General features: G+C 63.8%; 20 protein-coding genes, 4 tRNA genes and 1 pseudogene. 15 read left to right on the top strand and 10 right to left on the bottom strand.

The window, feature by feature from the left end; translation table 11 throughout:
• Positions 1 to 49: 49 nt before the first annotated feature.
• Positions 50 to 1,279, bottom strand: a complete 1,230-nt coding sequence (locus BM357_RS15340; protein ID WP_342741634.1) for an NRAMP family divalent metal transporter — start codon at positions 1,277 to 1,279, stop codon at positions 50 to 52.
• Positions 1,280 to 1,523: 244 nt separating this feature from the next.
• Between BM357_RS15340 and BM357_RS15335 the strand changes: the two genes are divergently transcribed.
• Entirely contained in the window at positions 1,524 to 2,312 is a 789-nt protein-coding gene (locus BM357_RS15335; protein WP_074955422.1) for a putative hydro-lyase, read from the top strand.
• Positions 2,313 to 2,381: 69 nt separating this feature from the next.
• On the opposite strand, the gene BM357_RS15330 is transcribed toward BM357_RS15335, so the two are convergent.
• Entirely contained in the window at positions 2,382 to 2,951 is a 570-nt protein-coding gene (locus tag BM357_RS15330) for an FAD-dependent oxidoreductase (protein WP_074955419.1), read from the bottom strand.
• Positions 2,952 to 3,158: 207 nt separating this feature from the next.
• On the opposite strand from BM357_RS15330, the gene BM357_RS15325 reads away from it, so the two are divergent.
• Entirely contained in the window at positions 3,159 to 3,398 is a 240-nt protein-coding gene (locus tag BM357_RS15325; RefSeq protein WP_029422008.1) for a Trm112 family protein, read from the top strand.
• A gap of 56 nt (positions 3,399 to 3,454) precedes the next feature.
• On the opposite strand, the gene BM357_RS15320 is transcribed toward BM357_RS15325, so the two are convergent.
• Positions 3,455 to 4,978, bottom strand: coding sequence for a polysaccharide deacetylase family protein (locus BM357_RS15320; RefSeq protein ID WP_074955416.1), 1,524 nt, complete (start codon positions 4,976 to 4,978; stop codon positions 3,455 to 3,457).
• A gap of 183 nt (positions 4,979 to 5,161) precedes the next feature.
• Between BM357_RS15320 and BM357_RS15315 the strand changes: the two genes are divergently transcribed.
• The 3 genes from BM357_RS15315 to BM357_RS15305 all read left to right on the top strand — a co-directional run bounded on the left by BM357_RS15315 (position 5,162) and on the right by BM357_RS15305 (position 7,591).
• Positions 5,162 to 6,106 carry a heme o synthase gene (locus BM357_RS15315; protein WP_074955413.1) on the top strand — a complete coding sequence of 315 codons (945 nt, stop codon included), beginning with the start codon at positions 5,162 to 5,164 and terminating at the stop codon, positions 6,104 to 6,106.
• A gap of 89 nt (positions 6,107 to 6,195) precedes the next feature.
• Positions 6,196 to 6,639: an OsmC family protein gene (locus tag BM357_RS15310; RefSeq protein ID WP_074955410.1), complete on the top strand. Its 444-nt coding sequence runs from the start codon at positions 6,196 to 6,198 to the stop codon at positions 6,637 to 6,639.
• Between the two features lie 19 nt (positions 6,640 to 6,658).
• A complete protein-coding gene (locus BM357_RS15305) occupies positions 6,659 to 7,591 on the top strand; it encodes a GNAT family N-acetyltransferase (protein ID WP_175511557.1) in 933 nt (310 codons plus the stop codon).
• 367 nt (positions 7,592 to 7,958) lie between these two features.
• Here BM357_RS15305 and BM357_RS15300 read toward each other — a convergent pair whose 3' ends face one another.
• Entirely contained in the window at positions 7,959 to 8,189 is a 231-nt protein-coding gene (locus tag BM357_RS15300) for a hypothetical protein (protein ID WP_074955404.1), read from the bottom strand.
• Positions 8,190 to 8,378: 189 nt separating this feature from the next.
• Between BM357_RS15300 and BM357_RS15295 the strand changes: the two genes are divergently transcribed.
• Positions 8,379 to 8,852 (top strand): DinB family protein, encoded by a 474-nt coding sequence (locus BM357_RS15295; RefSeq protein ID WP_217647705.1) that lies wholly within the window; start codon positions 8,379 to 8,381, stop codon positions 8,850 to 8,852.
• Positions 8,853 to 8,876: 24 nt separating this feature from the next.
• On the opposite strand, the gene BM357_RS15290 is transcribed toward BM357_RS15295, so the two are convergent.
• Positions 8,877 to 10,082: a class I SAM-dependent rRNA methyltransferase gene (locus BM357_RS15290; protein ID WP_074955398.1), complete on the bottom strand. Its 1,206-nt coding sequence runs from the start codon at positions 10,080 to 10,082 to the stop codon at positions 8,877 to 8,879.
• A 291-nt stretch (positions 10,083 to 10,373) separates the two neighbouring features.
• Here BM357_RS15290 and BM357_RS15285 point away from each other — a divergent pair, with 291 nt between their 5' ends.
• Both BM357_RS15285 and BM357_RS19950 read left to right on the top strand, forming a co-directional pair.
• Positions 10,374 to 10,706, top strand: a complete 333-nt coding sequence (locus tag BM357_RS15285; protein ID WP_074955395.1) for a hypothetical protein — start codon at positions 10,374 to 10,376, stop codon at positions 10,704 to 10,706.
• Positions 10,707 to 10,743: 37 nt separating this feature from the next.
• The gene (locus tag BM357_RS19950) at positions 10,744 to 10,884 is read left to right on the top strand and encodes a hypothetical protein (RefSeq protein ID WP_175511556.1); all 141 of its coding nucleotides are present in this window, start codon (positions 10,744 to 10,746) and stop codon (positions 10,882 to 10,884) included.
• Positions 10,885 to 11,123: 239 nt separating this feature from the next.
• Here BM357_RS19950 and BM357_RS15280 read toward each other — a convergent pair.
• Positions 11,124 to 11,200: transfer RNA gene (locus BM357_RS15280), tRNA-Asp, on the bottom strand.
• A gap of 5 nt (positions 11,201 to 11,205) precedes the next feature.
• Positions 11,206 to 11,280 (bottom strand) — tRNA-Ala (locus tag BM357_RS15275).
• Between the two features lie 182 nt (positions 11,281 to 11,462).
• Between BM357_RS15275 and BM357_RS15270 the strand changes: the two genes are divergently transcribed.
• The 3 genes from BM357_RS15270 (at position 11,463) to BM357_RS15255 (ending at position 12,242) form a co-directional block, all read left to right on the top strand.
• Positions 11,463 to 11,538 (top strand) — tRNA-Lys (locus BM357_RS15270).
• 5 nt (positions 11,539 to 11,543) lie between these two features.
• Positions 11,544 to 11,619 (top strand) — tRNA-Met (locus BM357_RS15265).
• Positions 11,620 to 11,939: 320 nt separating this feature from the next.
• Positions 11,940 to 12,242 carry a hypothetical protein gene (locus tag BM357_RS15255; protein ID WP_139234753.1) on the top strand — a complete coding sequence of 101 codons (303 nt, stop codon included), beginning with the start codon at positions 11,940 to 11,942 and terminating at the stop codon, positions 12,240 to 12,242.
• Positions 12,243 to 12,361: 119 nt separating this feature from the next.
• Here the strand turns inward: BM357_RS15255 and BM357_RS15250 are convergent, their stop codons facing one another.
• From BM357_RS15250 to BM357_RS20760, 3 genes and pseudogenes are all read right to left on the bottom strand, one after another.
• Entirely contained in the window at positions 12,362 to 13,813 is a 1,452-nt protein-coding gene (locus BM357_RS15250; RefSeq protein WP_074955387.1) for an aldehyde dehydrogenase family protein, read from the bottom strand.
• Positions 13,814 to 13,829: 16 nt separating this feature from the next.
• The gene (locus BM357_RS15245; RefSeq protein ID WP_074955383.1) at positions 13,830 to 14,372 is read right to left on the bottom strand and encodes a 1,2-dihydroxy-3-keto-5-methylthiopentene dioxygenase; all 543 of its coding nucleotides are present in this window, start codon (positions 14,370 to 14,372) and stop codon (positions 13,830 to 13,832) included.
• A gap of 308 nt (positions 14,373 to 14,680) precedes the next feature.
• Positions 14,681 to 14,992: pseudogene (locus BM357_RS20760) on the bottom strand (carboxylesterase family protein); the annotation flags it as partial.
• A 219-nt stretch (positions 14,993 to 15,211) separates the two neighbouring features.
• Here BM357_RS20760 and BM357_RS15235 point away from each other — a divergent pair.
• Genes BM357_RS15235 through BM357_RS15220 form a run of 4 tightly spaced genes read left to right on the top strand, consistent with a single transcriptional unit; the run spans position 15,212 to position 19,235 of the window.
• The gene (locus BM357_RS15235) at positions 15,212 to 15,940 is read left to right on the top strand and encodes a FadR/GntR family transcriptional regulator (RefSeq protein WP_074955379.1); all 729 of its coding nucleotides are present in this window, start codon (positions 15,212 to 15,214) and stop codon (positions 15,938 to 15,940) included.
• Entirely contained in the window at positions 15,931 to 16,893 is a 963-nt protein-coding gene (locus tag BM357_RS15230; RefSeq protein ID WP_074955376.1) for a fumarylacetoacetate hydrolase family protein, read from the top strand. Before BM357_RS15235 ends, BM357_RS15230 begins: the two co-directional genes overlap by 10 nt.
• 46 nt (positions 16,894 to 16,939) lie before the next feature.
• Positions 16,940 to 17,815, top strand: a complete 876-nt coding sequence (locus BM357_RS15225) for a VOC family protein (RefSeq protein WP_074955373.1) — start codon at positions 16,940 to 16,942, stop codon at positions 17,813 to 17,815.
• 52 nt (positions 17,816 to 17,867) lie between these two features.
• On the top strand, positions 17,868 to 19,235 hold the full coding sequence (locus BM357_RS15220; RefSeq protein ID WP_074955370.1) for an amidohydrolase family protein: 1,368 nt from the start codon (positions 17,868 to 17,870) through the stop codon (positions 19,233 to 19,235).
• The last annotated feature ends 17 nt before the right edge of the window (positions 19,236 to 19,252 follow it).

Below are 19,252 nucleotides of genomic sequence, written 5' to 3'. Positions count from 1 at the left end.
CCCTGTTCAATCATCTGCTGCGGCTGCTTCGTACCGCGGATCCAGGCCATCAATGCAGCAGGCTGGCGATGTTGCCGAGCGAGGAGATGCCGGCGTACGCCGTGGCGATGAGGGCAATCACCCCGAACACGTACAGCCAAACGGGGTGTCTGTAGTCCGCCCCCATGATGCGCTTGTTGGCGGCGGCGATGAGCATCGTCAGCAGAGTCAGCGGCAGGATGAGGCCGTTGAGCGAACCCACCACGACCAATACCTTCACCGGTTGCCCGTAGAGGATGAACACCAGCGTCGAGAAAACGATGAAGCCGATGATGGTCGCAGCTTGGTGGTCCCGGAACCAACGGCCGAATCCGCGTAAGAACGACGCGCTGGTGTACGCGGCGCCGACGACCGATGTGATGGAAGCGCTCCACAGGACGATGCCGAAGAACTTGTAGCCGAGGTCGCCCAGCGCGAATTGGAACGCGGACGCCGGGGGATTGCTCTTTGCCAGCGTGTGGCCGGCGGCTACGACGCCGAGGATGGCGAGGAACAGGATGATTCGCATCAGGCCCGTGATCAACACGCCCGTCAGGGATGCCCGCGCGATTCGCCCCAGGTTCTCCTTGCCGGTGATGCCCGCGTCGACCAAGCGGTGCCCGCCGGCGAACATGATGTAGCCGCCGACGGTACCGCCAATCAAGGTGATCATCGGCAACATCAGCGCGTTGTACCCCATGCTCGGCGACACACTCGAGACGATGGCCTGTCCCACCGGCGGGTGGGAGGTGAGCATGACATACAGCACCACCAGGATCATCAACGCCCCTAGGATTTGGGCGAACCGGTCCATCACGGGGCCCGCGTTTTTGGCCAAGAAGATGAGGATGCCGATCACGCCGGATACCGCCGCCATCCACTTGACGTCGAGGCCGAACAGGACGTTCAAACCGAGTCCGGCGCCGGCGATGTTGCCGATGTTGAACGCCAAGCCGCCGATGACGATGAGGACGGCGATGACCGTTCCCAAGCCGGGCAGCACCCGGTTTCCGATGTCCTGTCCGCGCAGACCGGTGTATCCGATGACGCGCCAGGTGTTCATCTGGGCACCGATGTCCAGGATGATGGAGGCGAGGATGGCAAAGGCGAAATCCGCCTTGAACTGCTGCGTGAACACCGCGGTCTGCGTCAGAAACCCTGGGCCGATGGCGGACGTCGCCATGATGAAGGCGGCGCCGATGAGCGCGGACAAGCTCGTGCGACGGGCGGCCACCATGGCGGCGTTCGGCAATTCGCTCACGAAGATCTCTCCTTTCTGCAATTTCTCCATGTTGCATTCACATCGCATAGAACATACACCGGCGACATTCCGTGCGTCAATGAAAATTGTGTGGAAATCTGACATACTAAAAAACAGGGAAGGAATTGAAATGCGGAAGACGATTGCATGTGATAAGATCATAGACACAGGTGTTTACACAATCGGGTTGCAATTGCGGTGATTGGAACGGTATGGCGCGGATCCCTAAAGGAGGAAAACTGACATGGACGCATCCCGTCTCACCCCCGCCCAGATGCGGGAAAAGATTCGGCGCGGGGAATGGACCGGACCGACCGCCGGTGCGGCCGCCGGGTACACGCAGGCCAATCTGGTCATTTTACCAAAGGAACTGGCGTTTGAGTTTTTGCTGTTCTGCCAGCGCAATCCGAAACCCTGCCCCGTGCTCGACGTGACCGAGGTGGGCTCTCCGGTGCCGGCCCGGGTCGCGCCAGACGCGGACTTGCGCACGGACGTGCCCAAATACCGAGTGTACCGGAGTGGAGAACTGGTGGACGAGACGACCGACATTCAATCGTATTGGTCGGACCATCTGGTGGCCTTTCTGCTCGGGTGTAGTTTCACGTTTGAGCAGGCGCTCCTGGACAACGGGGTGCCGGTCCGCCACATTGAAGAGAACTGCAATGTCCCGATGTACAGGACCAACATCGACTGCACCCCCGCGGGGCGGTTCTCGGGACCGATGGTGGTCAGCATGCGGCCCATCCCGCACGCGCAGGTGGTCCGGGCGGTGCAGGTGACCTCCCGCTTTCCCGCGGTGCACGGTGCGCCGGTGCACATCGGGGATCCGGCGGCCATCGGGATTGAAGACCTGTCGAAGCCCGATTTTGGCGATCCGGTGACCTTCCACCCAGGAGAAGTGCCGGTGTTCTGGGCCTGCGGCGTCACCCCTCAGGCGGTGGCGATGCACGTCAAGCCCGAGCTGATGATCACGCATGCCCCCGGCCACATGTTCATCACGGACGTCCGAGACGAGCAGTTCGCAGTGCTGTAAATGAACGGGCCGCGGCTCCGCCGCGGAGCTGCGGCCCTTTTCCCAGGCTCGTAACAGGTATTCGCCGGATCAGGTGGACGGTTTGAGCACATCGTGATCGACCCAGCGTTCGCCGTTCAGTTCGCTGATGACGTTGATGGCGACTCGGGCACCGTCGCCCGCGGTGATGATGGTGTGCACGCTGGTGCCGGCCACCGTTCCGGCCGCCCAGATGCCCGGGATGTTCGTCCGCCCGTCGCGGTCCACCACAATCACCGTCTTGATGCGCGGTTCCGTGGCCGGCTGGGTGTTCAGCCCGACCTGTTCCGCCAGGTCGGTCCACAACCCGGTCGCGAAGATCACGTGCCGGGCCTCGAAACGGCTCCCGTCGGTCAACAGGGCGAATCCGTCGGACAGCCGCTCAATCCCGGTCACCTTCGCCTGTACGATGGTCGCGCCGAAGCGCTGGGCTTGGCGCTTCCCTTGATCCACCAGGTCGGGGCCGGCGATCCGGTCAATCCCGTAGTGGTTCTCAATCCATGCTTTGCGGGTGATGCTCTGGTCACTGTCGAAGACGACCGTCTTCTTGCCGGCGCGTGCGGCGAAAATCGCGGCACTCGCCCCGGCCGGGCCCGCGCCGATGATGGCGATGTCGTACATGCCTAGCCACTCCTTTCGCTTTGGACGTCTCTATTCTGCACCACCCGCGCACAGCTTTCCAGTTGCCCGGAACACCTCTCCACAATGGCCACTCCTTGGTATACGATAGATTCAACAGGATACGACACGTTGGTGGTGTGCACCAGGTCATGGAGGGTGGACAAGCACGTCCATCGCCAGGTTTCCCATTCCGAGGGGTGACGACCGATGTATCAAGTCCCGTGCTGCCGGATCTGCAAGGTTCCGCTGTCGGTGGTGGAGCAGCACATCCATGAGTATCTGCGGCCGGTGACCGCGGGGGGCAAGACGGGGCGCCCCAAAAAGGTCGGGTATCGCCACGTCGTCAACGAGGTGCTCAAGTGCGACGAATGCGGCCGCCTGTTCGCCATCAAGCGGGATGCGGAGCATCGCATCGTGCGCGGAAGGCAGCTCCGACGCGCCACATGACGCGGTGAACGGTGAGGCGGCTGGCCGCGCGGCCGCCTTCCCGCCGGGCCGCGGGCCTAACGGATAAGTGCTTGAAAGGCTGCGCTGGCGCGCACGGGATCGAAGTCGTGTTCCGTGCGCGCCTCCGTTTTGCAGGAGGGGTCGAGCGAAATCGCCTCGCGCAGGTAGCGGACGGTATTCTCCACGTCGCCGCGGCGTCCGTAGATGCTCGCGATCCCGTAGTCGCACCAGGGGATCCACCACTCCCCGCGGCCGGAAGCGAGCGCATCCTGATAGGCCCGGATGGCCTCATCGTACCGCCCTGTCAACTCCAGGCCGAGGGCTTTGTTGAATTTGGCGTAGCCGAAGCCGGGATCGAGCTGCAGGGCGTGGTCGATGTCCGCCTGGCCCTGTTGGATTTGGCCTGCGTACAGCTCGGCGATGCCGCGCAGGTTGTAGGCGGGGGCGTACCCGGGATCGTCCGCGATGACCTGGTTCTCCAAGCGAATGGTGTCGCTGTACCGGTGGTTCGAGAACGCCTGGCTGGCCTGTTGGTGCATGTTCATCAGCGACTGGGGCAGCGTCTGGGTGGGTTCCGATAGCGAGGGGCGGAGCATCGCCGCGAATTCGCTGAGCGTCGTCGACTCGAGCACCGTCAACCGGTGCAGGGTGAGCGGCCCCTGGCTGAGGTTGGCGTATCCTTGATGCTGCGTGACGGCCAGCAGATACCCCGACTGGCGCAGGAGATCCACGGTCTGGTCGCCGTAATCGCCGTTCGGATAGCAGAAAAAGCGGATGGGGTGGTGGACGATGTTCTCCAGGAACGCCGCGGCCCCGTCGATCTCGCGCCGCTGCTCGTCCGCGCTCAACTTGGACAGGTCCGCGTGCGTTGCGGTGTGATTCTCCACGTCCACCAGGCCGCTGGCCTGCAACTCCTGCAGTTCGGACACGGTCATCGTCGGGAACGGCTTGTCGCGATTGGGCTGGTCGTGGGTGAAGCCGGAGACGGCGAACACGGTGGCTTGAAAGTGGTACCGTTTCAAGAGGGGGAATACCTTCAGGTAGACACTTTCATACCCGTCGTCGAAGGTGAGCAGCACGGGCCGGCTGGGCAACCGGTACCCCTGGTAAAGTGCGGCGTACAGTTGGCCGAAGTTGATGGTGTGAAAGCCGTGATCGGACAACCACTGGAACTCGGCCTCCAACTGGCCGGGTTTCAGGGTCGCCACGTTCCCGGGCACATAGTTGGCCTCGTGGTACTCGAGGATGGGGACAGACAGGTTTGGGTTTGCAGGAGCCGCGTGATTTGCGGCGGCGCCGGCCGGGGAGTAGTTGACCGGATCGGCGATCCAGGCCGGGTTTTTCAGGCCGGACGCCTCGCCTGGGCCGTGGCCTGCCGGATGGGATAGGGACGCGGCGTTTGCCGCAGCGGGTGCGGAATGCGATCCTGTCGTCCGGTTCCCTCCGCCAGGGGACGCGTTGTTCGCCGGACCGGTCGCGGGGGCCGCACCGGGTCCGCTGCACCCGGCGACGCTGAGCGCCGCCGCCAAGCAGAAGAAGATCCGGTTCCAACGGGATCGCAAAACCGCACGGTCTGTCATCCGCATCCCACTCCCCATTGCGCTTTGGAACCATTGTACGACATCTCTGCAAATTTGGCCGTCTGCAACATCCTTGTGAACATGAATCCCGGAGCGGGCGTAGGTGTGATGCGCCGCACACGGGTCGGTTGCCGCGCTTTCTACGCTGGTGTTACCAAACGGATCGAGAGGATGTGACGCGAGATGCCGGCGAGTGTCGATCACGCGGCCGGCAGTTGGCAGGAGGGTACAGTGTCTCCTGTACCGCTGCGCACCCGGATGTCGGCGTACTGGGAGCTGACGAAGCCGCGTATCGTGTTTTTGCTGTTGTTCACCGAGGTGTGTGCCATGGTGACGGCAGCCCATCAGGTGCCTATCACCCTGCAGGCACTGTCGGGCGTTGCTGGGCTCGCCCTGACCGCGGGTGGGTCTGCGGCGTTGAACATGTGGTATGACCGGGATATCGACCGGGTCATGGCCCGCACCGCTCATCGCCCGCTGCCGGCCGGCGTGGTACGGCCAAAGGCGGCCCTGGCCTGGGCGCTGGTCCTCGGATTTCTCGGTGTCCTCATCCTGGCCGTGGGCGCCAACCTACTTACAGCGGCCCTGGGGTTGGCGGGGTACCTGTACTACGGCGTCCTGTATACGATGGTGCTCAAGCGCAGGACCCCGCAGAATATCGTGATCGGCGGAGGCGCGGGCGCCTTCCCGCCGCTGGTCGGCTGGGCGGCGGTGACTGGGCAGTTGAGTTGGGCGGCATTGGGGATGTTTTTGCTCATCTTTCTGTGGACACCGTCTCATTTCTGGGGACTGGCGCTGTACAAGCGGGACGAGTACGCGAGAGCCGGCGTGCCGATGATGCCGGTGGCGCGGGGGGAGCTGTCGACTCGGCGGCAGATGGGGGCGTACGCGGTCCTGTTGGTGTTGGTGTCGGTGCTCCTGCCCTTCACGGTCCACCTGGGGTGGCTGTACCTGGTGCCGGCCGCCATCGCTGGGCTGTGGTTCCTGTGGATGCATGTGCATCTCTTGCGTCCGCGGGCAAAGACGACGTATTGGGCGAAGCGGACGTTTTTCGCTTCCCTGATTTACCTGCCCGTCGTGTTCGGCGCAATGGCGCTCGGCGCGCTGTGGCCGGCGGGTGGGATTTGAAGCGGCTGAACGGGCTGCCGTGTGCGTCGGGATGGTACCCATAATCGGCGGGCTTGCGGTACAATTTCCTTAAAGAGGAGTGAGGCGCAATGGCGGACTTGCAATTCCCAGTCACGCTGCGTTGGTCGGGAACGGGGAGGGATGGCGAGGGCCGCTTGGAGATCGCGGGGCAGACCTTGACATACTCGGCGCCCGACCAGATGGGTGGAAAAGGGGTCGGGGCGAGTCCGGAGGACTTCTTGATCTCGGCGGTGGCTTCTTGCTACAGCGCGACGCTTTTCGGCTTGTTGAAGAAGCGTGAATTGCCGGTGTCGGAGGTCCGGATCGCAGCGGAAGGCACCGTCACCGGATATCCGTTGCAGTCGAAGTTCGCCAGGCTGCAGGTGTCGCCGACCATTGCCGGGGGAGATCCGGCGCGTCAGGCCGAGTACGAATCCTCCGCACTGGATGCCCGAAACCGGTGCTTTATCGGCAAGACCATCGCAGGCAATGTCGAATACACGGTGGGCCGCGTGGAGGTTCAATCCAGCTGAGCTCCCTTTCGGAGGGGCCATGGACATCGACATCTACCCACTCACGCGTCTGGAACAATTGCAGGACATGCAGGAATTGGAGCGCCGGGTGTGGGGCACGGACCCGATTCCGGTGCACCAGACCTGGACGGCGGTGAAAAACGGCGGTGTCGCCATCGGCGCGTTTGACGGCCCGCGCATGATTGGGTTTGTGTACGGATTCCCCGGTTTTCGCGCCGGCGAGGCGTACCTCTGCTCGCACATGATGGGCGTGCTGCCGGATTACCGCAACCAGGGTGTGGGCGAGCGGCTGAAACACCGGCAAGCCGAGGCGGCTCGGGCTCTCGGTTACCGCAGGATGGTCTGGACGTACGATCCGCTGGAGGCGCGCAACGCGTGGCTCAACCTGTCCAAACTCGGGGCCGTGGCAGACACCTACGTGGAGAACTGCTACGGTGAACTGAACGATGATCTGAACCGCGGCATGCCGTCCGACCGCTTCGAGGTGACGTGGGATTTGGCCCCCGACATCCCCGTCGTTCCTGAAGACGTCCGCAGGGCGTGCGCACAAGCTCCGGTCAACACGGCGGAACGGTTGTTGGCCGCCCGCGTGCGCCCGGATGGGCTGCCGGAGCCGGCCGCGGTTCCGGACGAGGCGCTGCACGAACGCCTGCAAACGGATGGGAATGCGGACGAAGGCCGATCACGGATGCGCACGGCAGGAGGGAGTGGCGTCCTCCTGCGATGGATCTCCATCCCCGCGCGAATGCAGGAGATCCGGCGAACGGACCCCGCGCTGGCGCTGGCATGGCGGATGCAGACGCGGCGCGTGTTCTCGGTTGCGCTGGCGGCAGGGTGGGCGGCCATCCACATCCGGCCCGGTATGGACGGCCGGGTCTGCGATTACGCCCTCGTGCCCCGGGGGATGCTGAATATGCCCACTTTCAAGGTGCGTACGCTTGGGCTAATATAGAACCGTCTGACAATACGGAGGGGGACGTGCGTGTGCGTGACGCGGCCCGTCTGCCGACGGATGGGAAAGAGGGGATAGCATGGTCCAGGCGTCGATTCCAACTTTGGTCTGGCTGCCGACCGCCATCGCGCTGGTGTTGTTCATCGCCTGGGGAGTCTGGATGTACGCGGGCCGCCGGTGAGGCGGTGGTCCAAAGCGGGCGGCGAGGGGGCGGGAATGCCAACGATCTTCGTGGGAGGGTTTCCCGTTCCGTACCATCAACCGGGCACCGGTCTCCCCGTGGTGTGTGCCGCCGCCGCCCGTTCGCGGGCGGCGGTTTGGTTGAGCGTGGGCTTGCGGGATCGACAGCTTCCTGCGTTTTCAACCTCTACGCGTCGATCTCGCCGGCTCTCAATTGGGCCCTGACCTTCCGAAGCTCCTTGGCCAACCGGCGCTCCTTGAGGACGAGCGGGTGAACGGGGACCTTTCGTCTGCGCACCTTCGTCTTTCGCCGCCGCTCGATCCGGATCCGAAAGCCGGGCCGGGGGCCGAGGAGGCGCACCATCCCGATGAGGACGAGGACGGCCAGTGCCATGCCGATCACATCGTTCTCTGTCATGGGGATCCCTCCTTTCAGCCATCTCTCTTCTCTAGCATGCCCGATGATAGAAAAGATTAACCGTGCGGTTGACACGAACATATGTTCTCGTATAGTATCATTTCGAAGATTCGATTCGATAAAGACCTCGCCGTACGCCAAGGGACGGATCGCTGAATCGCGAGGTCGGATGCACAGGAGATGATGCGGTTGGATTGGAAGGCTTGGTTCCTGTCGGTGTGGGAGGACAATCGGCGTTTGACGAACAAGGTGGCGAGGGCCCTGGCGGAGGTGGATGCGCTGGACGCCAGGCCGGTGCCGGGGATGCGGCCATTCCGGGACATGCTGTTGGAGATCTGGGAAATGGAGCGGGCCTACATCCGGGGCTTGGCGGACGGCGAATGGACGTGGGAAGGCCCGCCCGAAGCGTTGAAAACGGCGACGGCCGACGAGCTTCTGGCGTACGGGGATGAGGTGCGGGCGCGGACACGGGCCGCGTGGGATCGAATCTCCATGGAGTCTCTGCTGGAGGTGCGGCCGGATCCGTTCTGGGAGGGTCCCGAGACGAACGCGGTGAGCTGGTTGACGTACGCGTTGGAGAACGAGATCCATCATCGCGGCCAGGGCTACGTGTACCTGCGGCTGCTCGGGCACGAACCTCCGGCGTTTTACGACCGGACCTGAGGCGGAGAGGTGGCGAGCTGCCCCCTAGCGGCTCGTCACCTCGTAGATGGCGAATTTCAGGTAGTGACCTTCGTCCACCCCGGCGATCTCGGGGTGATCTTTGCCGGCTCCCGCCCAGTGCACCAGGCGCACGATTTTGTGGGCGTCGAAGGCGGCGTCCAGCACGACCGCCTGGAAGCGGTCGGGAGAGACGTGGAAGGAGCAGCTTGCCGTGACCAGGTAGCCGTGGTCGCGGATGAGCTTCAAGGCGCGCAGGTTGATTTCCTTGTACCCGCGGCAGGCGCTCTCCACGGCGTGGCGGGATTTGGCGAACGCCGGGGGATCCAGGATGACCACGTCGTACTTGCGGCCGGCCTGTTCTTCGGATCGCAGATGGTCAAACGCGTTCGCGACCACGAAGTCGACGCCTCCGGCGAATCCGTTGCGCGCCACGTTGCGCTTGGCGACCTCGATGGCGGATTCAGAGATGTCGACGGCGGTCACATGCCGCGCGCCATAATGCAGGGCGTGCACGGTGAACGATCCGGTGTGGCAGAAACACTCCAACACCTCGGCACCGCCTTCCCCGGACGTGCCGGTTTGGACGATGGGGCGGATGGCGGCGCGATTCTCGCGTTGATCGAAGAAATAACCGGTCTTCTGGCCCTCGAACACATCCACCTCGAAGGTCAGGCCGTTTTCGATGATCTCGACGACGGGCGGCACTTCGCCGTACAGCACCCGCTTTTCGAGCGGCAACCCCTCCAGGCGGCGGACAGGCACGTCGTTGCGCAACAGGATGCCGCGGGGTTGAAAGACCTGAACGAGCGCCTCCTGGATGGCGGGGAGGAGGCGTTCCATCCCATAACTGAGGACCTGGACGACGAGGACGTCCTCATACTTGTCCACGATGAGGCCGGGCAGAAAATCGGCTTCTCCGTACACCGCCCGGCAGGACGTGATACCGGGCAAGAACCGCTGACGGTACGCCCACGCCTGTTCGACGCGGCGGGTAAGAAAGGACGCGTCGATGGTGGCGTCGGGCTGGTACGCCATCACACGGGCGATGATTTGCGACTGGGGATTGGCGTAACCGCGGGCGAGAAACACACCCTGGTGGTTGACGATGTCGACGATGTCGCCTGGCTGAATGGATCCATCGACGTGCTGGACCTCGGACTGATACACCCACGGATGGCCCTGTTCCAAACGACGCTTGCGGTTTTGACGCAACACCAAACGAGCGGGCATTCCGGTCCCTCCTTGCGGTGTTGCCCGGGTGCATCCTCCCGGGATGCCTGTCCCCGGGCGCATGCGGCGGACAGGCGGGTTGCACATGCCGGTCTGGCGGTGCGGTTTGGGGACCGCCCGGGCCCGGCCTGGGCACTCCGGATCATTATATCCTAACATCCCATCGCCTCCCTGCACGCGACGGTCTCCTGCACCGCATGGGTACGCTTGCGCGGGCCCATACTATGGCCACCGTAAAGGCCTGTCGCACGCCGTGGATGGCGGCCGGCCGGCTGGGAAGGGGGAACCGATGTGAGCAACACCCGCGAACACCACACGACCGTGTCTGAACTGGGGTTCACCGTGATGACGGAGGATCTCCCCATCCTCAACGTTTACCGAGGCGACTGGGTGTTGACGGGGGAAGGAGACCCGCCACCGAACTACTGGGTGGTGACGCTGGACGGGAAGGGGATCCCGTACACCGGTCACGCCAGCCCGCAGGAATTGTTGGCGTTGGCCAAGCGGGAGGGATTGCCGTACGCCTACGCGGCACCGTACGGCCGGTACGTGGAGGGGCGGGACGACAAGATTCAACTGCACGAGTGGATTCGCGATCACCGGAAAAAGATGCGGCCCATGTGAGGCCAGCCGGATACCCAAAGCAGAATCAGGTGATGTTGTGGATGCATGGACTTGGGCTGCCCTTCAGGAGAGTCTTGCCCATTGGCTGTACTGGGCGGTGTTGTTGGCCCTCTTGATTGGCGGCATCGTCTTTTTCAGCCGGCGCGACGCGCGACGAAAGACCCGTCGCGACAAGTGAAGGTTACCCGTCAGCTCCACCAACGAAAATCGGGTCCCTTTTGGGACCCGACGTTGGCGGAGCTGACGGCATGGACCGTTTCTTGTTTCTGAGTGGCGCGTACGCGCCCGTAATGGTTCGGTGGAAACGGTCCCGTGCTCCTCGCGCTGCGCGCTCGTGCGCGCGGAGCGAACCCACGCGGTTTCTCTGTACCCGCCAGCCCCGCCAACGAAAATCGGGTCCCTTTTGGGACCCGACGTTGGCGGAGCTGACGGGATTCGAACCCGCGGTCTCCAGCGTGACAGGCTGGCATGTTAGGCCTCTACACCACAGCTCCACAGATGGTGGAGGTAGTCGGATTTGAACCGACGGCCCCCTGCGTGCAAAGCAGGTGCTCTCCCCCTGAGCTATACCCCCTTGCACCGTGTGGCACAACACGCAGAACCATACCATGACACGTCCGTATCCGTCAAGAGGCGTGCGGGGGCGGGCAGATCGACGAACCCGCATCGGCCGCATTTTGGAAATCTGTCGGCGGACGGCTGAAGGGGTTGACAAGAGAAGCCCACCGTGTTATCTTAAGCGGTGTTCGATGACGCGGGTCATTAGCTCAATTGGTAGAGCATCCGACTCTTAATCGGCAGGTTGAAGGTTCGAGTCCTTCATGACCCACCAATCGACGCGGGGTGGAGCAGTTGGCAGCTCGTCGGGCTCATAACCCGAAGGTCGCAGGTTCAAGTCCTGTCCCCGCAACCAAGGTCATCAAATGCACGCCCTCCGGGAACGGAGGGTTTTTTCGTGTTCATTTTCATCTTTTTCATCTTTGGGGTTCATCACTTGGAAACTCCGTTCTTTCGGGGGGAACACCGTTCTTCCGGCCTGCACGTTCTCCCTGACCGCAATGACGGTCTTCGCCGGTCTTACGGCCCGCGCATCTGCATGTCAGACTGGCATGTCAGACTGGCATGTCAGACCTGCACGGATGAGCAGGACTGTCCGAAAAAATTGCGAAGATATACGCAGAACAGGAAAATGTATGCGCAACAGGCGGAGCGCCGGGAGCGGGAGGCGGGCACATGCTATTTCGTGTGGGAAAAGTGAAAATCAGCACGGCGGTGCTGGAGAGCCGGATCACCGCCGATGATCTCATTCGCGCATTCGAGCGGTATATCCGCGGCGACTGGGGCGGAGAGGAAGAACACCGGGTAAACAACGATTTGGCGTTGGTGAACGGGGATCGCATCCTGTCGATCTACCGGGCGGAATCCGGGGAGGAGTTCTGCATCACCACCGAGGATGGCGTCACACAGATTGCCTTTCTCCACGAGCTGGTCCTGCCGGACGGCCGGATGCAACGATGCGCACCGGGGTGCGGTTGACGCGGATGCTCGTACACCGGGGACCCTGTCGTACAGGCTGGGCGGGGGACCGGCGTACGAATGCCCGGACCGGGGCGTGGACCGGAATCCGGGCATTCGTATCTGCGCGGCCGCGGCCATCACTCCGCGGTCGTGAACACACCGTGGCGAATGGCCACCAGTTTGACGTCCATCATGTCTTCCATGGCGTAGCGGACCCCCTCGCGGCCGCTGCCGCTCTCTTTGACCCCGCCATACGGCATGTGATCGACCCGGTAGGTCGGTACCTGATTGATGAGGACGCCACCGGACTCAAGCCGCTCGGCGGCCGCCATGGCGCGTTCGATGTCCTTCGTGAACACCCCTGCATTCAGGCCGAACTTGGAGTCGTTCGCGAGGTCAATGGCCTCGTCCCAGGTGGAGAACGGCCACAGCACCACCACCGGCCCGAACGCTTCCTCGCAGTTGAGTTCGGCGTCCGCGGGGACGTCCGTCAACACCGTCGGTTCCATCACTTGGCCGTGGAATCGCCCGCCGCAGTGGATCTTGGCCCCGCCGGCCACGGCTCGATCGAGCCAACGCTGCAGCCGGCTCGCGGCCGCCTCGTTGATGAGTGCAGTGATATCGGTCGTCTCGTCCAACGGATCGCCGATGCGAAGCCGTTTTGCGCCCGCCACCACGCGTGCCAGAAGGTCTTCGAACACCGACTCGTGAACGAACACCCGCTGGACCGAGATGCACACTTGGCCGTTGTACGAGAATGCGCCCGCCACCGTCTCCTGGGCGATCCGGTCGAGCTCGGCGGGGCTGAACCCGCCATCGACCAGAAGCGGAGAGTTGGAGCCCAGTTCCAACGTGACTTTGCGCAATCCGGCCTGGGCCCGGATGATTTTCCCGACGCGGGGGCTGCCGGTGAACGTGACGAACGCCACCTTCGGATGCGTGGTCAGAACCTCGCTCAGCTCCTGACCGTCGCCGGGGATCACGTTCAACACCCCATCCGGCAGGCCTGCCTCGCGAAACACGTCTGCGATGAAAAGCGCGGACAGGGGCGTCTGCTCGGCGGGCTTGAGCACGATGGTGTCGCCGGCGGCGATGGCGGGCCCCACTTTGTGGGCAACCAGGTTGAACGGGAAATTGAATGGCGTGATGGCCGTGACCACGCCGAGCGGCACGCGCTTGGTGTACGCGGTGTGCCGCTCTCCGCGCGGCGCCGCGTCCATCGGCACAGACTCGGCATAGATGCTGCGGGCCGCTTCGGCGGCGAACAGATAGGTCTGGATGGTGCGGGCGATCTCGCCGCGCGCCGCGGTGATGGGTTTGGCGGCCTCCTCCGCAATGACGCGTGCCGCCTCTTCGCTGCGCCGCCGCAGAATGTCGACGGCGCGATACAGGATGTCCGCCCGTTCATGCGCGGGGGTGACGCGAAAGGCCGCGAATGCGTCGGACGCGGCCAGGATGGCCTGTTCCGCCTGCGCGGCGGAGGCGTAGCCCACCTCCGCCAGCAGCGCCCGGGTGTGCGGGTTGCGCAGGGGGACGCGGCGCGCCGGTTCCACCCAGCGGCCGCCGATCCACAGGTCCGTGCGTCGCATGGCGCACAGCCTCCCCTCAAGCCTTCACGAATTCAGGGTCTTCGTAGGGGTGGGCCACCCAACCCGACGGATCGATGAACAGGCGGATGGCCACCACCTTGCGTTCGTCCGTCAGGGTGAAAAAGTGGGGGTTGTTCTCCGGGACGGAGATGACATCTCCGGCTTCCAACTCCACGTCAAAGTAACCGGTCTCCGGTTTGCCCTTGATGATGAAGATGCCGCTGCCGGCGACGATGGCGCGCACCTCGTCCTCGCTGTGGGTGTGCACCTGTTCAAACTTCTTCAGGAGCTCCTCCAGGTTGGGCGTGGCCTCCGACAGGGCGATGACATCCCATTTCACGTATCCGCGGGATTGGGCGAGACGCTCGATGTCCTCCCGGTACGCCTGGAGGATGGCTTCCTGATCCTCCGCGGCGAGGACGAACTTGCCCTGCAAATGGACGGGCAGCTTGCCCGGATCCCAGTGATCATAGTAGACATTGTTGTCGGCGAGAAATTGCCGCACCGTCGATTCTCCCTCAATCCGCTGGCCGGTGTTGCGAACGCGAATGGTTGCCAAGGGCGTGACCTCCTCCTGAAATGGTGTGGTGTCCTCCTCTCCACTGGGGACGGGCTGGAGGCAAAGGGTGAAGTGCTATTGGCCCTATCATAGGGTACCCGGATCCGTTTGTCTACCGCCTTTATGAGTATACCGATGGGACAGCACTGAATTTTGCACTTCACGACAGGACGAAGACTTGATCCACGTTGAATCCAGGTTCGATGGGGGTCGGGGGATGCGTGCCATGCCCGGGACTGGGCCGAGGACGAGGACCTCCCTGGTGTCGGAACGGTAGGGCCGCCAGAAATCCATACGGGATCGCCCCAAACCGATTCCCTGCCGTGCACCCAGACGAACACAGGGCGGCGGCCTGCGTCCATCCCCGGCGTCCAGACGTTCAAGGTCAGGCAGTCTTCCGCGCACGGCAGCGGGGCCGCCGGGAGAAGCCCCGCGGCCGGCTGAGGCGCCCTCGCGCCAAAAGCTTGGCAGGCCCGGACCTCGGTCCAGGGGGACGGGGCCTGCGGCGGGTGAAAGCGCAGCCGGCCCACGGGCGGGGCGGCGTAGGGAATGCCCCGGAACACCCAGTGGCCGCCTTCCCGGGTCCCTGCCACGGGGCCGTCGGCGGTCTCAAGCACCATCATACACCCTGCTCCTTTCGCATCCATTTCGCTCATCCATGGACATTGCCGCCGCTCCTCATCGCCGGCCCACGGGCGGGACAAAACGCCCCCGGCGACTGCCGGGATGCGATTCAGAAAACAACACAGTTGACAGATAAATATTTAAATATTATTTTATACTTGCCGATGGACGGTGCAAGGGTCGGTCATTGCGAGCGCCGGAACAGGAGGGGTTGGATGCGCCAGAGAAACCTCAGCACGCAACTGGTTCACGAGATCGGGCGGAAAATCGTCAGCGGACAGCTGGCGCCGGGCGACATTCTGCCCCGGGTCGAGGTGCTCAGCGAGATGAACGGCGTGAGCCGCACCGTCACACGGGAGGCGTTGAAGGCGTTGGAGGCCCTGCGTTTGGTGGAGTCCCATCAAAAGGTGGGCACCAGGGTACGTCAGCGCACGGACTGGCACTGGTGGAGCCAGGATGTGTTGCGCTGGTCGACGGAGGCGACGCCGAACCGGTCCTTTCTCATGCAACTGACGGAGGTCCGTTTGGCGATTGAACCGGCGGCGGTGGCTTTGGCGGCCAAGAACGCCACGGACGAGGATCTTCAGGTCATCCGCGCGGGCTTCGAGCGCCTCGAGGCATCCCTGCACGGCGAGGGGGATTGGGCTAAGGCCGACTACGAGTTCCACGACAGCATCATCCTCGCCTCCCACAATGAACTGATGCTCAGCCTGGTGCGGATGCTGCGGGACGCCCTGCTGTACAGCCGGCACCACACCATGCCGGTCATGCAGCACACGACCCAGGAGGCGTCTCAGGCGTCGCTCGCCCTGCACAGGGCGGTCTTCGATGCCGTCTGCCATCGCCACCCGCTTCGGGCCTACCGCAGCATGCTTCGGCTGCTCAACGCCGTCAGCGGACTGGTCCATCGGCTGGATGAGAAGGGGGAGAGCGCGTGGGCGTGAGGTTGGTTCGTTTCGAGAAGGACGGAGATTGGCAATGGGGTGTGATGGTCGAGGAGCGCGTGAAGCCGCTTGCGGCACGGTATCCCTCGCTGGGACAACTGCTGACCGAGGGCATCGCTGACGTGCGGCGCGCCGCGGAGGCGGGCGAGGGCAGGTGGCCGGATGAGGAAGTGCGATGGTTGTGCCCCGTGACACGGCCGGCCAGACTGCTGTGCCAGGGCGCCAACTACGCGAACCACCGCCTGGAAGCCGGTATGGCACCGGTCCGGCCGCCGTACAATCTGATCTTCGCCAAGTCGGACACGTCCCTGAGCGGCCCTGAGGATGACATCGTGCGGCCGGCGAATGTGCGTCTGCTCGACTACGAGGTCGAGCTGGCACTGGTCATCGGCCGGCCCTTGACGGAACCCACCCGGGTGACGGCGGACAATCTGGGCGATTACGTGGCCGGCATCGTGATGTGCGACGACATCTCGGCGCGCGATGTGCAGTTGGTGGAGGGGCAGTGGTTCAAGGGCAAGAGCTACCGCACGTTCTGTCCGACCGGGCCCTTCATCTATCTCTTTGATGAGGGGGAATCCGGCGTCATCCACGACCTGCATCTGAACCTGTGGGTCAACGGGGAGCTTCGCCAGTCCGCCAACACGGGGCAGTTGTTGTACAGGCCGGAAGAGACCCTGACGGAGCTGTCCGCCATTGTCGATCTGGCCCCGGGGGACCTCGTCTTGACCGGGACACCGGGCGGCGTGGCCCTGCACCTGACCAGCGAGGAAATGGCGTCGCTGTCCGATCCCCGCATCCCCGCGGAGGACAAGTGGGCCCTGCTGGAGCGCAGCCAGGCGGGCCGGGCGCAGTACCTCAAAGACGGCGACGTCGTGACGTGTGAGATTCACAGTTCCGACGGGAAGGTGCACCTGGGCACGCAGAGAAACCAGGTTGTGAGCTTGAACTAGGCACAATTCACAGAAGCGAATCAAGATTATTTTGGGAGGGAAGGGCATGGTGCGAGTCTTTCGGTTGGCCTACGTGCACTTTGGCTGTACCGACGTCTCCGCGATGGTCCGGTATTACACGGAGGTGTTGGGGCTGTCCTTGACGGAAGAGGAGGGGGGCCGGGCGTATCTGAGCACGGCCTTTGACCACCACAATATCATCCTGTCTCCGTCGTCCGAACCGGGATTGAAAGGATTCGGCCTGCAGTTGGCGCCTGACCTCTCCGCCGCCGAGGCGCACGCGGCGCTGCAGCGGATGGGTATTGCGGCCGAAATGAAAGCGGATTCTTTGCCGGCCATCCCCGAGATCGTCCAGTTCACCGACATGGACGGGTTTGAGGTCCATCTGTTCTCGCAGATGGAGGCGACCGCACCCGGATTTCGCAGCGAGGGGATTGTGCCGAACAAGGTGGGGCATCTGTCCCTGCGCGTGCGCGACGCGAAACGCTCGGTCGAGTACTACAAGCAGTTCGGGTTCGTCAACACCGATTGGATTGAATCGTTCTTCGGATTCATGACCTGCAACCGGGATCACCATGTGTTGAACTTCTGCACGTCCGACCGCAAGGGGATGCATCACCTGGCGTTTGAGCTCCGGGACTACAGCCACCTGGTGCGGAGCATGGACTATCTCAGCAAGCATGAGATCCCCGTTCTGTGGGGGCCCTCCAGGCACGGTGCCGGGCACAACATTGCCACCTACCACCGTGATCCGGAGGGGAACATGATTGAACTCTTCACCGACGCCGACGTGTTTATCCCAGAGTTGAACATGTTCGAACCGCGACCCTGGCACGAGACCATTCCGCAGCGGCCGCGCGTGTGGGGCACCGACGAGTGCATCACCCGTTGGGGCACCGCCTTCGAAGAAGCGTTGGTGTGACGCCGGACAGGCCTCGCGCCCTCCATTTCACAGGCCAAGGGGATGATAAACCGTGACGGAGCGGATTTTGTTCAAAGGCGGCTGCGTGCTGACCCTGGATCCGGCGCTGGGCGACTTCAAGCGGGCGGATGTGCTGGTGGAAGGCAGCCGGATTGCGGCCGTGCAGCCTGACCTCGACGCGTCCGACTGCGAGGTGGTGGACGCGTCGGGGATGATTGTGCTGCCCGGGTTCGTCGACACCCATCGCCACGTGTGGGAGGCGGTCATTCGCAATGCCGGGGCCGACTGGCCGCTGACGACCTATCTGCAGCATCTGTACTTCGGCGGACTCGGCGGCACCCTGCGTCCCGAGGACGTGTACATCGGCAACCTGTTGGGCGCGCTGGAAGCCCTCGACGCGGGCGTCACCACGCTGCTCGATTGGTCCATGATCAACTCGCCGGATCACGCCGACGAGATGATCCGCGCCCTTCAGGAGGCGCGGATCCGGGCCGTCTTCGCATACGGCACGCCGCTGCGGGGCGCTGGGGACTATTGGTCCCGCGAGAGCGAGCTGACCCACCCGGAGGACTGCGTGCGGGTGAAGAAACAGTACTTTTCCTCCGACGACCAACTGTTGACCTTCGGCCTCGCCATCCGGGGGCCGGAGTTCTCCTCCTGGAACGCGACGCTGCACGACATCCGGCTTGCCCGGGAACTCGGCGCAGTGTGTTCGATGCACGTCGGGTTCGGATCGTGGGGATCGGTGGACCGCTCCATCGAGAAGATGTACCAGGCCGGGCTGCTCGGACCGGATCTCAACCTGGTCCACGTGAACACCATCAGCGACGAGGAGTTCCGCCTGATTGCCGAGACGGGCGCGTCCGTGTCGGTGACGCCCGAGATTGAGATGATGATGGGGCACGGGTACCCGTTGACCGGGCGGCTCACCCGGCACGGTGGGCGGCCGACCATCGGGATCGACGTCGTCACCTCGACGGGCGGCGACATGTTCGCGCAGATGAAGTTCATGCTGCAGGCGGAGCGCTCGCGGATCAACGAAGGGATTCTGGCGGGCGGCAACATGCCGGAGAAGCTGCCGCTCTCGGCCAGGGAGGTGCTGGAGTTCGCGACCATTGACGGCGCGCGGGCGTTGGGCCTGGAATCCAAGGTGGGATCGCTGACGCCCGGCAAACAGGCGGACGTCATTCTCATCCGCGCCACCGACATCAACCTGACGCCGGTGAACGATCCCGTCGGCGCCGTGGTCCAGTGCGCCCACGCCGGCAACGTGGACTCGGTCTACGTCGCGGGCAAGGCGGTCAAGCGCGGGGGCCGGTTGTTGCATGTCGATCTCGCGCGCGTCCGCACCCTGGCGGCCCAATCCCGGGACTACATCTTCGCCGAGTACGGGACGCCGGACGGGGCATGGCCGCTGTGATGGCGCAGCCGCTGTGC

The sequence above is a fragment of the Paenalicyclobacillus macrosporangiidus genome (assembly GCF_900116805.1).
GTDB classification, from domain to species: domain Bacteria; phylum Bacillota; class Bacilli; order Alicyclobacillales; family Alicyclobacillaceae; genus Alicyclobacillus_H; species Alicyclobacillus_H macrosporangiidus.
The sequence above is the reverse complement of the archived record's forward strand: the minus strand, read 5'-3'. Positions and strand labels throughout refer to the sequence as shown.

Bases quoted from the DNA above. Each gene is read 5' to 3' on its own strand.
- BM357_RS15225 (WP_074955373.1), top strand. From the start codon at position 16,940: ATGGTGCGAGTCTTTCGGTTGGCCTACGTGCACTTTGGCTGTACCGAC.
- BM357_RS15255 (WP_139234753.1), top strand. From the start codon at position 11,940: ATGCTATTTCGTGTGGGAAAAGTGAAAATCAGCACGGCGGTGCTGGAG.
- BM357_RS15250 (WP_074955387.1), bottom strand. From the start codon at position 13,813: ATGCGACGCACGGACCTGTGGATCGGCGGCCGCTGGGTGGAACCGGCG.
- BM357_RS15330 (WP_074955419.1), bottom strand. From the start codon at position 2,951: ATGTACGACATCGCCATCATCGGCGCGGGCCCGGCCGGGGCGAGTGCC.
- BM357_RS15310 (WP_074955410.1), top strand. From the start codon at position 6,196: ATGGCGGACTTGCAATTCCCAGTCACGCTGCGTTGGTCGGGAACGGGG.
- BM357_RS15325 (WP_029422008.1), top strand. From the start codon at position 3,159: ATGTATCAAGTCCCGTGCTGCCGGATCTGCAAGGTTCCGCTGTCGGTG.
- BM357_RS15305 (WP_175511557.1), top strand. From the start codon at position 6,659: ATGGACATCGACATCTACCCACTCACGCGTCTGGAACAATTGCAGGAC.
- BM357_RS15290 (WP_074955398.1), bottom strand. From the start codon at position 10,082: ATGCCCGCTCGTTTGGTGTTGCGTCAAAACCGCAAGCGTCGTTTGGAA.
- BM357_RS15335 (WP_074955422.1), top strand. From the start codon at position 1,524: ATGGACGCATCCCGTCTCACCCCCGCCCAGATGCGGGAAAAGATTCGG.
- BM357_RS15320 (WP_074955416.1), bottom strand. From the start codon at position 4,978: ATGACAGACCGTGCGGTTTTGCGATCCCGTTGGAACCGGATCTTCTTC.
- BM357_RS15235 (WP_074955379.1), top strand. From the start codon at position 15,212: ATGCGCCAGAGAAACCTCAGCACGCAACTGGTTCACGAGATCGGGCGG.
- BM357_RS15300 (WP_074955404.1), bottom strand. From the start codon at position 8,189: ATGACAGAGAACGATGTGATCGGCATGGCACTGGCCGTCCTCGTCCTC.
- BM357_RS15315 (WP_074955413.1), top strand. From the start codon at position 5,162: ATGCCGGCGAGTGTCGATCACGCGGCCGGCAGTTGGCAGGAGGGTACA.